Origin of the sequence: Kitasatospora sp. NPDC091207 (assembly GCF_044768625.1) — a bacterium.
Lineage (GTDB): Bacteria > Actinomycetota > Actinomycetes > Streptomycetales > Streptomycetaceae > Kitasatospora.
In genome coordinates this window covers 44162-56978 of the sequence record NZ_JBIVVS010000033.1, presented here as the reverse complement: position 1 = coordinate 56978, position 12817 = coordinate 44162, and the positions used below count along the sequence as shown (strand labels likewise).

General features: G+C 74.7%; 14 protein-coding genes. 3 read left to right on the top strand and 11 right to left on the bottom strand.

Annotation, left to right across the window (positions count from 1 at the left end; genetic code table 11):
- Positions 1 to 44 precede the first annotated feature (44 nt).
- From ACIQTO_RS34335 to ACIQTO_RS34310, 6 genes are all read right to left on the bottom strand, one after another.
- Positions 45 to 533, bottom strand: a complete 489-nt coding sequence (locus tag ACIQTO_RS34335; RefSeq protein WP_402396558.1) for an NUDIX hydrolase — start codon at positions 531 to 533, stop codon at positions 45 to 47.
- Positions 534 to 587: 54 nt separating this feature from the next.
- Entirely contained in the window at positions 588 to 1217 is a 630-nt protein-coding gene (locus ACIQTO_RS34330) for an acetyltransferase (RefSeq protein WP_402396555.1), read from the bottom strand.
- A gap of 26 nt (positions 1218 to 1243) precedes the next feature.
- Complete coding sequence (locus ACIQTO_RS34325) at positions 1244 to 1972, bottom strand: sugar transferase (protein ID WP_402396552.1); 729 nt, start codon at positions 1970 to 1972, stop codon at positions 1244 to 1246.
- 43 nt (positions 1973 to 2015) lie between these two features.
- Positions 2016 to 3224: a glycosyltransferase gene (locus ACIQTO_RS34320; protein ID WP_402396550.1), complete on the bottom strand. Its 1209-nt coding sequence runs from the start codon at positions 3222 to 3224 to the stop codon at positions 2016 to 2018.
- Positions 3217 to 4050 carry a polysaccharide deacetylase family protein gene (locus ACIQTO_RS34315; protein ID WP_402396547.1) on the bottom strand — a complete coding sequence of 278 codons (834 nt, stop codon included), beginning with the start codon at positions 4048 to 4050 and terminating at the stop codon, positions 3217 to 3219. The genes ACIQTO_RS34320 and ACIQTO_RS34315 overlap by 8 nt, the downstream gene beginning before the upstream one ends.
- A 276-nt stretch (positions 4051 to 4326) precedes the next feature.
- Positions 4327 to 4551: a hypothetical protein gene (locus ACIQTO_RS34310; protein WP_380577601.1), complete on the bottom strand. Its 225-nt coding sequence runs from the start codon at positions 4549 to 4551 to the stop codon at positions 4327 to 4329.
- Between the two features lie 576 nt (positions 4552 to 5127).
- Between ACIQTO_RS34310 and ACIQTO_RS34305 the strand changes: the two genes are divergently transcribed.
- Positions 5128 to 6147, top strand: coding sequence for a polysaccharide deacetylase family protein (locus ACIQTO_RS34305; protein ID WP_402396544.1), 1020 nt, complete (start codon positions 5128 to 5130; stop codon positions 6145 to 6147).
- Between the two features lie 140 nt (positions 6148 to 6287).
- On the opposite strand, the gene ACIQTO_RS34300 is transcribed toward ACIQTO_RS34305, so the two are convergent.
- A complete protein-coding gene (locus ACIQTO_RS34300; RefSeq protein ID WP_402396541.1) occupies positions 6288 to 6578 on the bottom strand; it encodes a hypothetical protein in 291 nt (96 codons plus the stop codon).
- Positions 6579 to 6690: 112 nt separating this feature from the next.
- The gene (locus ACIQTO_RS34295) at positions 6691 to 7470 is read right to left on the bottom strand and encodes a glutamate racemase (RefSeq protein ID WP_402396538.1); all 780 of its coding nucleotides are present in this window, start codon (positions 7468 to 7470) and stop codon (positions 6691 to 6693) included.
- Positions 7471 to 7527: 57 nt separating this feature from the next.
- Here ACIQTO_RS34295 and ACIQTO_RS34290 point away from each other — a divergent pair, with 57 nt between their 5' ends.
- Complete coding sequence (locus ACIQTO_RS34290) at positions 7528 to 8667, top strand: glycosyltransferase (RefSeq protein WP_402396535.1); 1140 nt, start codon at positions 7528 to 7530, stop codon at positions 8665 to 8667.
- Between the two features lie 25 nt (positions 8668 to 8692).
- Positions 8693 to 9436, top strand: a complete 744-nt coding sequence (locus tag ACIQTO_RS34285) for an SAM-dependent methyltransferase (protein WP_402396532.1) — start codon at positions 8693 to 8695, stop codon at positions 9434 to 9436.
- 52 nt (positions 9437 to 9488) lie between these two features.
- On the opposite strand, the gene ACIQTO_RS34280 is transcribed toward ACIQTO_RS34285, so the two are convergent.
- Genes ACIQTO_RS34280 through ACIQTO_RS34270 form a run of 3 tightly spaced genes read right to left on the bottom strand, consistent with a single transcriptional unit; the run spans position 9489 to position 12789 of the window.
- On the bottom strand, positions 9489 to 10688 hold the full coding sequence (locus ACIQTO_RS34280) for a glycosyltransferase family 4 protein (protein WP_402396529.1): 1200 nt from the start codon (positions 10686 to 10688) through the stop codon (positions 9489 to 9491).
- 3 nt (positions 10689 to 10691) lie between these two features.
- Positions 10692 to 11891: a polysaccharide ABC transporter ATP-binding protein gene (locus ACIQTO_RS34275; RefSeq protein WP_402396526.1), complete on the bottom strand. Its 1200-nt coding sequence runs from the start codon at positions 11889 to 11891 to the stop codon at positions 10692 to 10694.
- Positions 11881 to 12789, bottom strand: coding sequence for an ABC transporter permease (locus ACIQTO_RS34270; protein WP_402396523.1), 909 nt, complete (start codon positions 12787 to 12789; stop codon positions 11881 to 11883). Before ACIQTO_RS34270 ends, ACIQTO_RS34275 begins: the two co-directional genes overlap by 11 nt.
- Positions 12790 to 12817: the final 28 nt, after the last annotated feature.

Here is a 12817-nt window from a genome sequence, read left to right as displayed (position 1 = left end):
CTCCACCGGCCCGTCCAGCAGGGGGATCTCGGCCGGCCGCCCGGTCACGGACGCTCCGCGCCCTCCCACGTGAAGAACGCCCCGCCCCCGCACTCCCGGGCCTGGCGCAGCGCCCGGTGCTCCTCCTCGATCATCGGCGGCAGCGCGTCCTGGGCGAACCAGCCGACCGCGAGCGACTCGTCGTCGTTGACCCGGGCCTCGCCGCCCACCGGGCGGCACCGGAAGACCAGGACCAGGTACTGGGTCATGTCACCGTTGGGATAGGTGACTTCGGGCGAGACATCGACCGCGGCGAGCACCTCGGGAACGACCACCACACCGGTCTCCTCCAGGCACTCGCGCGCCGCGCCGTCGGCGGGCTGCTCACCGGGGTCGAGGATGCCGCCGGGCAGGGCCCAGCGACCGTCGTCGGCCCGGCGGACCAGCAGGACCCGGTCGTCGTCGTCGAAGACGACCGAGACCGCGGCGCTGAGCCAGAGCTTGCGGGTACCGACCACGGCGCGGAGTTCGGCGAGGAACGCGGGGATAGCCATGGTCCGCACCCTATCCGGCGCGCCGCGGACCCCGGGGCACCCGCCGCCGGCCGCCTACCGGGGCGGCGTCCTGACCAGTGGCCCGGCCGGTGAACCGACCACCACCTCGCCGGCCGGGACGTCCCTGGTCACCACGGCGGCCGCGCCCACGAAGGCGTTGGCGCCGATCCTGCGGCCCTGCAGCACCACGGCGTTGCTGCCGACGGTGGCGCCGTCGGCGAGCAGCACCGCGCCGGAGACGTTGCCGCCCGGATAGACCGTCACCCGCTCGCCGAACACGCTGTCGTGGCCGACGGTCGCGTTGTAGTGGACCTGGCTGTGCGCGCCCAGGCGCACGCTGCTGGACACGTACGCGCCACCCATCACCAGGCAGCCGGGGCCGAGTTCGGTGTCGGGCGCGATCAGGGCGCGGGGGTGGACCAGGGTGGCGGGCACCGCGCCCCCGGCGTCCAGCAGCGCCGCGAGCCGCTGCCGGACGGCCGGGTCGGCGATCCCGACCAGGTAGCGCGCGCCGGCCGGGATGTCGTCGGGCCGGCGGACGGGCAGGCCGCGGACGGTCCCGCCGTGCCCGCGGTCGTCCAGGAAGCCGGCGACCGGGACGCCGGCCGCGAGGGCGGTGTCCAGCGCCTCGCGGCCGACGCCCCCCGCGCCGGCGATCCAGAGCTCTCGGTGTTCGGTGGCCATGGCGGCCATCCTGCCCGCTTCCGGGTTCAGGACGCCTCCTCGACGGCGGTGCGGACGGGCGGCGCCAGGCGGGGCGCGGTGGCCTGTCGGGGCAGGCTGATCGTGGTGAGCGGCCGGACGACGGGGTCGGCGGGCCTGGGGACGGCGGTCACGGGCTCGTGAGCGGTCGACGCGGACTCGGGGGGCGCCGGAAAGCCGGGGTTGACCCCGCCTGCGGCGGTGATGCCGCTGGGGCGCAGCAGCACCCCGACGGTGAGCGCGAGGATGCGCAGGTCCAGCGGGAGCGAGCGGTGCTCGACGTACCAGAGGTCGAGTTCGATCCGCTCGGGCCAGGTGATCGAGTTGCGGCCCCGGACCTGGGCCCAGCCGGTGAGCCCCGGCCGGACGTCGAGCCGGCCGCGCTGGCGGTGGGAGTAGTGGACGACCTGTTCGGGCAGGGTGGGCCGGGGCCCGATCACGCCCATCTCGCCGCGGGCGACGTTCCACAGCTGCGGCAGCTCGTCCAGGCTGGTCTTGCGGAGCAGGTCGCCGAGCCAGGTGATCCGGGGCGCGTCCGGCTCCTCGGGAAAGCGTTTGTCCCGCATGGTGCGGAACTTGAGGATCTCGAACTCCTTTCCGTGCCATCCGGTCCTGGTCTGGCGGAAGAGCACCGGTCCGCCCGTCGTGCAGCGGATCAGCAGGGCGATCAGCAGGCCCAGCGGAATCGCGACGATCCCGGCCAGGACGGTGACCGCGAGGTCCCCCCCTCGCTTCATGACGGTCCTTCCCCCTGATGCGGTGTGGTGGGAGTTCGTGGACTCAGTCGACCGTCCAGGGCAGTGCCTTGGCGCGGGCGACGGCCGCGTAGGTCTGCAGGGAGACCCCGGCGACGGCGCGCTGGTCGAAGTGCGCCGCGGCCCGGCTCCGGGCGGCGGCGCCGAGCCGTTCGCGCAGGCCGGGCTCGGTGAGGAGCCGGTCCAGCGCGGTGGTGAGGGCCCGGGCGTCCCCGGGCGGGGCGAGGAGCAGGTGCTCGTCGTGGGTGCCGATCTCCCGGCAGCCGCGGATGTCGCTGAGCACCATCGGCAGGCCGCCGGCGGCGGCCTCCATGGCTGAGCGGGAGAACCCCTCCCGGTAGGAGGGGAGGACGAAGACGTCGAGGGCCGCGTACACCGCGGGCATGTCGCCGCGCGGGCCGGGGAACTCGACGCCGGACTCGGGGCCGTGGGCGTCGGGCTTGTCGGGGTCGTCCGGACCGATCCAGACGAACCGGGCCTTGCCGGCCAGCGCCCGGGCCGCCTCGGCGTACTCGCCGATGCCCTTCTCGGCGACCCTCCGACCGACGCCGCCGACCAGCAGGTCGTCCGGTCCGACGCCGAGTTCGGCGCGGAGCCGGGCCCTGGCGCGGGCCCGGTCACCGGGGGCGGTCGCGAACCGGGTGAGGTCCACGCCGTTGCCCACGACGCGCGAGCGGCGGCCCGGGACGGCCCGGGCCAGGGTCCGGCGGTCCTCGCCGTTCTGATACAGCTCGGCATGCGAGAACCGGGCCGCGAAGGCCTCCGCGCCGAGCACGAACGCCCGCTTGGCGAGCGGGTCGTGGGCCTGCGCCCAGAGGCCGTGGCAGGTGTTGACGACGACCGGGACGCGGGCCAGCCGGCCGAGGACGCGACCGAGGACGCCGGTCTTGGGGTTGTGGGTGTGCAGCACGTCGGGGCGGAGCCGGTTCAGCACGGCGAGCAGCTCGCGGGCGGCCGCGGCGTCGGCGCGTGGGTGCCAGGCCCGGGTCAGGGCGTGCAGCGGCTCGTGCCGGACCCCGATCGCCTCCAGGTCGGGGACGTACGGGCCGGGCGCGCTGATGCCGTAGGTCTCGAAGCCGGCCTCCAGGTCCACCGTGAGTTCGGTGGCGAGCAGGAGCTGCAGGCTCATGTCGACGGTGGTGAGGTGGGCGACGCGCAGCGGCCGGCCACCGGGGCCGCGCAGCCGCGGGACGGGCACCGGCGTCCCGGGCGCGGGGTTCTCGGGCTCAGGCACGGGCGCCCACCGCCTTCGCGGTGGCGACGATCCGGGCGTAGGCACGCTCGGGGATCAGCCGTCCGTAGAGCTTGGCACGGAAGAAGTCGATCGGGTCGGTACGGCGGACGGGCACCCGGCGCAGCCGGACCGGGTCGACGCCGGGCAGGTTGCGCCCGACCTCGCCGGTGGCGGCGGTCCGGAACCTGGCGCGCAGCGCCGTCTCCATCGCGGGTACCGGGACGCCCCAGGTGTAGGCGTAGTGCCGGGGGCGGAGGCCGAGGTGCTGTTCGACGTCGTCGTTGCAGGCGTCCAGCTCGTCGGTGGTGAGCAGTTCCGGGCGGGCGTGGCTGCGGGTGTGGTTGGCGACGGCGCACAGGCCGGAGGCGGTCATCTCGCGCAGCTGCTCCCAGCTGAGCGCGGGGGCGCCCGCGGCCTTGGCGGTCGAGCCCTCCCAGCGCATCTCGCCGCCGACGTGGCCGCTGGCGAGGTAGACGGTGAACGGAAGGGCGCGCTCCCGCAGCAGCGGCCAGGCGTTGTCGTACACATCGGCGAAGCCGTCGTCGAAGGTGAGCACGGTGCCCGGGGTACGGCGGCCGGCCGCGATCCGGTCCGCGGCCTCGTCGAGGGAGACCACCCGGCCCGGCGGCAGCTCGGCGAGCAGGTCGACCTGGGCGGTGAAGTCGGCGGTGGTGACGTCGAGTTCGTCCGGACTGCCGCCGCCGACGCGGTGGTAGATCAGGACGGTGGCGCCCGCTCCGGGCCGGGACCCGACCCGGCGGGCCAGCCCGCGCTTGACCCTGGTGCGGATGCCTTCGGCCGGTCCGGGCACGGCGGTGCCGCTCATCGCTCCCCCCTCTGCGGCGCCCTCCCCGGCGCCGTCAAGTGGCCTCGCACCCGGCGCAGTTGAGTGCCGGACGGAAATCACAGTAGGGGGAACTGTGGGGCTGATGGCCCGAAATTGTGAAAGAAGCGAGAAGGAGTTGGCAGATGGGCCGAAACCGGCCGATCCGACCGGTTGGACTCGATCGGCTGTTCAGTCCGCGACCGGCGGCGGACCGGGCCGGTCACCGACCGCCACCTCCCCGGCCCGGCGGGCCTCGGCGGGCGGCGCCGGAGGGCCTCAGAGGGTGGCGCCGCGCCGGTACCGGAGCAGGGCGAACGCGATCCGGCCGAGCAGCAGCACCCCGGCCGCGAGGCAGCCGGCCACCGCCATCGCCCACGCGGGGCCGTCACTGTCCGGAACCGCCACGGCGACCACGATGCCGAGCGCCAGACAGGCCAGGCCGACCACGGCCAACGGAATCTGGTGGGTGACCAGCGCGCCACCACTCCACACGCGGGCCATCCGGGTCGCACCATGGGGGTGCAAATGATCACGTTCCGCATCTGCCATGAGGCCAAGGTACCCCGGAGCAGCGCGGGAAGCAGCCCGCAGGAAGCGATTCTCCGACTACTCTCCGCAACCACGGCCCGGCACGGGGCGGGCCGTGGCGGCACCCCGGCGCACGCGCGGGGCGCCTGTTTTCGGCCCGCCAAAAATCCTCGGCTGTCCGGTACAACCATCTACGCGGCGTATCCGTCTCCACTACATTGAGCGATCCAGGAGCCGTCCGCGGTGCGGGTTGGGAGTCCCCGCCGAGGACCGGAAAACACCAGGGGGCGGAGCCGCCGTGCCCTGGAGTCGGAGGCCGGGCTCCATCCTCCGGCGGTACCGCCACGCCGCACCGGCGACCGAGGGGGAACCGTGCCGCAGTCCAAGTCCACGACGTCGTCGACCTCCATGGCCCGGATCGGGTCCGTCATCAGTACCCTGCCGAGCGCGACCGTGCGCTCGTTGCCGCAGGCGGCCGCCGGGCAGCCGGCCGCTCGGCAACGGGCGACCGGCCGCCCGGGGGCCGCACAGCCGATGACCGCACAGTCCATGACCGCGCCACCCTCGGCCGCCCGTGCGGTGACCGCCGTCCCCCAGCCGCTGCCCCGCGGCCGGCAGGCCACTCGGCGGCACGCCGCGCGGCCCGAGCCGGAGCGATCCGAGGAGCGCGGCGACTGGTTGCGCTTCGCCCCCGTCCAACCACTGTTCCGGGCCCGGGCCGCGCAGCGGCTCGCCGTGCTCGCCTACCACGGCGTGACCGACCCGCGGTCCTTCGGCGCCCAGCTCGACCGGCTCCGAAGACTCGCCACGCCCGTCTCGCTGGCGGCCGTCCAGCAGGCCGTCGCCGAGCGGCGGCCGCTGCCCGCCCGCAGCGTGCTGGTCACCTTCGACGACGCCGACCGCAGCGTCCTCACCCACGCCCTGCCGGCCCTCAACGACCGGGGCATCCCGGCGGCCGCCTTCGTCATCTCCGAGCTGATCGGCACGGAGCGGCCGTTCTGGTGGCACGAGGCCGACTTCCTGGCCCGGCACGGCGGGCGCGCCCGTTCGCTGAACTGCGGGCACCCCTCGGAGTTGCTGCGCCGGCTCAAGGCCATGCCCGACCCGGACCGGCGGCGCAGCCTCCAGGAACTGCGGGTCAGCGCGGACCGGCGGCCGCCCCGGCAGGACCAGCTCACCCCGGCCGACCTGGTCGCCCTGCGCGAGGGCGGTGTCGCCATCGGCAACCACACCCAGGGGCACCCCTGCCTCGGACGCTGCGACGACGTCACCGTCCGAACCGAGATCACCGGCGCCCACGACGCGCTCACCCGCTGGCTGGGTGAGCCGCCGATCGCGTTCGCCTATCCGGACGGGGGTCACGATCCGCGCGCCGAAACCGTCCTGCAGGAGCTGGGGTACCGGCTGGGGTTCCTCTCCGACCACCGCCTCGGCCCCCGCCTCCCCGACCACCCGCTCCAGATCAGCCGGCTCCAGGTCGACTCCACCACCAGCACCCGCCGCTTCGACACCATCCTGTCCGGGCTCGAACCGGCCTACCGGCGCTGGCGCGGCCAGGCCGTGGCGTAGCGGCCGGGAGCCGGGACGCGGCGCGCCGGAAGTCGGCCGGTCCGACGTCCGGGGCGCCGGCGGCCGGGGCGCCCGCGAGCCCGGCGAGCGGGAGCCCGCTGGTGCCCGGGCAGTCGGCCGGGCGGCGCCTTCCTGCGGGATCAGCGGCCGCGGACGGCTTCACCGAGGTCGCTGCCGTAGGAGGAGCAGCGGATCACCGATCCGTCGGAGTCGAGCTGTCCCACGTACCGGTCGTCGTCACCCGTGGCCCTCACCAGGCACAGGCCCTGGAAGTCGATGATCATCTCGGATGGAGGCGTCTCGTCGCCGGCCTGCCCGGCCCACTCGACCACGACCAGCCGCTGGAGCGGGAGCGGAGCCGCGGTCGCGTCTCCCGACAGCGCGCGTACGCGCTCCGGGGTCCAACCGTCGGGCAGCGCGGAATTCACCACGCGAGGATCGCGGTCCCGGAGCGGCACGGTCCACCCGATTGCCGCTCGACCACCGAGAACGCGATCGGGCCCGGCCGGCGGGCGGCCTCCGGTGGGGCCGGCGGTCGCGAGGTCAGGCGGCCGGGACCGCGGCGGCGGTGAGGTCGCGGCCCTGCGGGTAGAGGAGCACCGCGGCGGGGAGGACCGCGCCGCGGCCCGCGTGAAGGACGGTGAGCGTGCCGCCGCCCCGGCGGGCGGGGTCGCCGGCCCGGCGCAGCGCCTGGGCCGCGACGGCGTCGGCGGAGCCGTGCAGGGTGAGGTGCGCGGCGGCGACCGGCGCGACGGCGGCGCGGATGCGGTCGGCGACCAGCTCGTAGTGGGTGCAGCCGAGCACGAGGGCCGCCGTGCCCGCCGGGGTCCGGGCCGCCGCGTCGGCGACGGCCGCGTCGATCGCGGCGTCGTCGCCGTGCTCGACGGCGTCCGCCAGGCCGGGGCAGGCAACCTCGGTGACGGCAGCCGGTCCGGCGAAGTCCCGGATCAGAGCGCGCTGGTAGGGGCTGCCCGTGGTGGCCGGAGTGGCCCAGATCGCGACCGGTCCGCCGAGCGCGGCGGCCGGCTTGATGGCCGGGACGGTGGCGATGACGGGCAGCGCGGGCTCCAGCTCGGCGCGGAGCGTGTCGAGCGCGTGGACCGAGGCGGTGTTGCAGGCGATCACGAGCGCGTCCGGTTCGAGGGCTGCCGCCGCCCGCGCGCACCCGAGCGCGAGTTCCGTGATCTCCTCGGGCGTGTGCGGGCCCCAGGGCATCGAGGCCGGGTCGGAGGAGAGCACCAGGTCGGCGTCCGGACGCAGGCTCCGCAGCGCGGCGGCGGCGGCCAACAGGCCGATTCCCGAGTCCATCAGTGCGATCTTCACAGGGCAAGACTCTAGTCGATCCACCGGGCCGGGCCCTGGGTACGGCAGACTGCCCGGGTGACCGTCCTGCTGTGGATCGCCGTCCTCTCCCTGCTGGTCTGGCTCTGGCTCGCCTGCTGCCACGGGCTGTTCTGGCGCACCGACGTGCGGCTGCCGCCGCGCCGGCCGCCGGCCCGCTGGCCGCAGGTCGCGGTGGTCGTGCCGGCCCGGGACGAGGCGGAGGTGCTGCCGCTCAGTCTGCCGAGCCTGCTCGCCCAGAAGTACCCGGGGCGGGCCCGGGTGATCCTGGTCGACGACCACAGCTCGGACGGGACGGGCGCGCTGGCGACGGCGCTCGGCAGGGCCGAGGGCCTGGAACTGACCGTCACCACTCCTCCCCCGCTGCCGCCCGGCTGGACCGGGAAGCTGTGGGCGCTGCGGCACGGGATCGAGCTGGCCGGTCCGGACGCCGAGTACCTGCTGCTCACCGACGCGGACATCGCGCACGGTCCGGACTCGCTCGCCGACCTGGTGGCCGCCGCCGAGAGCGACCGCCGGGACCTGGTCTCCCAGATGGCCCGGCTACGGGTGGAGACCGGCTGGGAGCGGCTGATCGTGCCGGCCTTCGTCTACTTCTTCGCCCAGCTGTACCCGTTCCGCCACAGCAACCGGCCGGGGGCCCGGACGGCCGCCGCCGCGGGCGGCTGCTCGCTGGTGCGGCGCGAGGCACTGGAGCGGGCGGGCGGCGTGGCGGCGATCCGGGGCGCGGTGATCGACGACGTGTCGCTGGCCCGGGTGGTGAAGGCGGCCGGCGGCCGGATCTGGCTGGGGCTGGCCGACCAGGTGGACAGCGTCCGACCGTACCCGCGGCTCGGCCAGCTCTGGCGGATGGTCTCGCGCAGCGCCTACGCCCAGCTGCGGCACTCACCGCTCCTGTTGGCCGGGACGGTGGTGGGGCTGGCGCTGGTCTACCTGGTACCGCCGACGGCCACCGTGGCCGGGCTGGTCACCGGGCACGCCGCGGTGGCCGCGGCCGGCGGGGCCGCGTGGGCCTTGATGACCGGGACCTTCCTGCCGATGCTGCGCTACTACCGGCAGCCGGCGCCGGCCGCGCTGCTGCTGCCGTTCACGGCGTCGCTGTACCTGCTGATGACGGTGGACTCGGCGGTGCGGCACTGGCGCGGCCTCGGAACGCGGTGGAAAGGCCGCACCTACTGAACCCCGGGTGGGCCACACTGTTCGAATGGACCGTCAGACGATCTCCCGCCTCGCCCACGCCCACCACCCGATCGCCGCCCCGGTCACCGACGAGTCGGTGGCGCGGCTGCTGGCCCGTGCCACCGCGCACACCGAGGCCGGCCGGGCCCTGGACCTCGGCTGCGGGGAGGCCGGTTGGCTGATCCGGGCGCTCGCCGCGCACCCGCGCTGGCAGGCGGTCGGGGTGGACCTCGACGCCGCCGCGCTGACCCGGGCCCGGGAGACGGCGGAGGCGGTCGGGGTGGAGCGGCGGCTCGGCCTGCACCACCTGGAGGCGGCGGAGTTCAGCGCGCGGGAGCCGTTCGACCTGGTGCTGAGCATCGGGGCGACGCACGCCTTCGGCGGTCTGCTGCCGACGCTCGCCGCGGCCCGCGAGCACCTGGCGCCGGGCGGCCAGGTGCTGGTCGGCGAGGCCTTCTGGGAGCGCGAGCCCACCGCGGCCGTCCTGGACGGCCTGGGTGCGGCCCGGGACGACTTCGCGGACCTGGCGACCACCACGGACCGGGTGATCGCGGACGGCTGGACGCCGGTGTACGGCTATGTCAGCAGCCTCCAGGAGTGGGACGACTACGAGTTCTCCTGGACCGGCTCGCTCGCGCGGTGGGCGCTGGACCACCCGGACCACCCGGACGCGGCGGCCGCCCGCGAGGCCGCCGACCGGCACCGCGCCGAGTGGCTGCACGGCTACCGGGGCACGCTCGGCTTCGTCACCCTGCTGCTGCGCCGCTAGGCAGCCGCCCCGCCGAGCGGACCGGGGAGCGCCGTCACCGCCGCCACCGCCGTCACCGCCCCAGCAGCCGCAGCGCGGCCGGCTTGGTGAACTCGTACCTGGTCATCTGCTCCAGGTCCTTCAACCAGCCGGTCACCCGCGCCGGGCGGGCCAGTACCCGGGTGTACAGGTCCTCGAAGGCGGTGGTGACGCTGTCCAGCGAGAACCGTCCGACCACCCACTCCCGCCCCCAGGCGCCCAGTCGCGCCCGGCGGGCCGGGTCGTCGAGCAGGTCGCGGAGCTGGTCCGCCAGCGGCTCGGGCACCCGCGAGCCGTCGCCGAAGCCGTACATGCAGCGCGAGGCGTGCGGTTCGACCAGGGGACCCGGCTCGTGGACGGCGGTGTAGCCGGCGGCGCCGTGGACGACGACGGGCTTGGCGAAGGCGAGGCCGCGCAGGGCCGACCCGCCCATGCCGAGCACGATGTCGGCGGCGTCGTAGGCCGGTCTCGGGTCGGCCAACTGGCCGGGGACCAGCACGGCTCGGCGGCCGAGCGCGGCGTTGGCCGAAGCCGCGCGGGCGCGCAGCCGCTCCAGGCTGGGACCGGCGCCGACCACGGCGAGCCGCAGCCGCGGGTCGTCGAGCCGCCGCACGGCTTCGACGGTGAGCTCGGCGCCGGCGTCCTTCTCCAGCGCGGGGACCAGCCGGGTGACGATGACCAGCAGCAACTCGTCGTCCCGGATGCCGTGTTCGCGCCGGAACGCGGCGCCGTCCGCCTGGCCCGGCCCGTCGGTGGCGGTGTTGACCGGCGGTTCGATCAGGCTGACGTCCTGGTGTCCGAAGGCCCGGCCGTCCCCCAGCAGCGCGCCGAGGCCCAGCACCAGCGGCTGGTGCCGGGGGATGCCACGCAGCATCCGGATGCCGTAGAAGGTGGTGACCACCGGCAGCCGGCCGTAACGGCCGGGCCCGAAGTAGGAGTTGCGGGCCGCCCGGACCTCCCAGGCGTGCAGCAGCTGGCTGCCGTGCTCGGCGGCGAGCCGGCCGAGCCGGCGGCGGACGTCGGCGCGCGGGGTGTCGGGCCCGCCCGCGACCACCACGTCGAGGCCGTGACCGGCCGCGACGTCGAGCAAGGGGGCCGGGCCCGCCACTCCCTGGGCGAACAGCACCGGATCGTGCCCGCGGTCGCGCAGGGTACGGGCGATGTCGACCGCGTTGAGCTGGGCGCCGCCCAGGGCGAGGTTGTTGAGGTGGACCAGCACCCGGACAGGGCTCACGGGTCACTCCTCCCAGTGGTGCGGGACGAACACCGGGGCGGCCAGCACGACCGCGCGCGGCGGCGAGTCCAGCATCGGCCCGAACACGTCGAACTGGCCGACCGAGTGCCAGCTCATCAGCGTGCCGCCGTCGGTCCTGCCGATGCTGTAGACACCCGCCCAGAGCGTGTAGCGCCCGCGCGGCAGCGGCAGTCGGGGGATCACGCAGGCGACCTGGTGGTCCTCCCCGGTGAGCCGGACTTCGTGGCTGATCTGGAAGATCGGACTGGAGGTGCCCTCGCTGACCCCCAGGTGCAGGGTGGCGTCGCCCCGGTAGTCACCGCCGAGGGTCAGTTCGACCGTCATCGGCTCGTCGGTGGTGAGGCTGTCGCGGTCCTCGCCCCGGAGGGCGTGCTTGAGCAGTCGCAGCGGCTCCCCGGTACGGCCGCCGGACTCCGACTGCGCCTCGATGGAGTCCCGGTAGCCGGCCATCGCCTCCTTGATCCCCGCGTCCACCCGCACCGAGCCCTGCTCCAGCCAGATCCCGCGCCGGCAGATGGACTCCACGGCGGGCAGGTCGTGGGAGACGAAGACGATGGTGGTGCCCTGCTCGGCGACCTCGCGCATCCGGTCCAGGCAACGCTGCTGGAACACGGCGTCGCCGACCGCCAACACCTCGTCCACCAGCAGCACATGGGGCTCCAGGTAGGCGGCGACGGCGAAGCCGAGACGCATCTGCATGCCGGAGGAGTAGAACTTCACCTGCCGGTCGATCGCGCCGCCCAGCCGGGCGAACTCCACGATGTCGTCGAAGCGGCCGGCCACCTCGCGGCGGCGCAGACCGAGCAACGCGCCGAACAGGTAGATGTTCTCCCGGCCCGTCAGGTCCGGGTGGATGCCGGCCCTGATCTCGATCAGGGCGCCGATCCGGCCGCGCACGTCGATCACGCCGCCGTACGGGTACATCACCCGGGTCAGCATCTTCAGCAAGGTGGACTTGCCGGAGCCGTTGGAGCCGATCAGACCGACCGACTCGCCCGGCTCGATGTGCAGGGTGATGTCGCGCAGCGCCCAGCGCCACTCCTCACCCTTCTCGCCGCGCAGCCGGCGGGCCATCGCGTCGACCTTGTCGCGCAGCAGCATCCGCTGCTGGTCGGCCTTGAAGCGCTTCCACACCCGGTCGGTGCGGATGGTACCCAGCGGGTGGGTCTGGCTAGGCGACATCGGCGATCCCCGTCTCCAGCTTCTTGAACAGCAGGTACCCGCCGACCAGGAACACCAGCGAGGAGACCGCGGCGATCGAGGTGATCGTGGCGTCCGGCGCGTCGCCGTACAGCAGGGCGCCGCGGTAGCCCTCGATGACCGCGCCCAGCGGGTTGAAGCCGACGTAGACCTCCTGCAGGCGCTGCGGGATCTGCGCCAGCGGGTACGCGACGGGGGTGGCGAACACGCCCATCTGCGTGATGATCGGCAGCAGGTGGCGGACGTCGCGCAGGTAGACCACGGCGACCGAGAGGATCAGCGCGACGCCGTAGGTGAAGGCGAACTGGATGGCCAGCAACGGCAGCACCCAGAGGAAGGTGGCGGCCGGGGCGGTCCAGAAGATCAGGAAGAGCAGGCCGAGGACGCCGACGCCGATCACCATGTCCACCCCGGCGACCAGCATGGTGGCCAGCGGGAAGACCTCACGCGGGCAGTACACCTTGTTCAGCAGGCTGAGGTTGTTGGCCAGGCTCAGCGCGCCCTGGTTCATGGTGTTGCTGAAGAACTGCCAGACGATCAGGCCGACATAGGCGAAGAGCGGGTAGTCCACCGAGCCGGTGTCGATCTTCACGGCACGGTGGAAGACCAGGGTGAAGATGGCACAGAGGGCCAGCGGGGTCAGCACCGCCCAGGCGAAGCCGAGCACGGCCTGCTTGTAACGGGCGCGCAGGTCGCGCTCGGCCAGGGCCCGTACCAGCTCCCGCGCGCCCCACAGCTCCCGGGCCACCTGCGCGGGGCGCAGCCGGCGCTTGAAGACCAGTTCGGGTGGCGGCCCGTCGGCGACCGCGGGCCGCCCCGGCCCGGCCGATGTCTGGCTGTCGCGCTCGTCGACGACGAGCTGCGCGCGTTGTCCCCCCACGGACCCCTGCCCTCTCCGGTACCGCCGG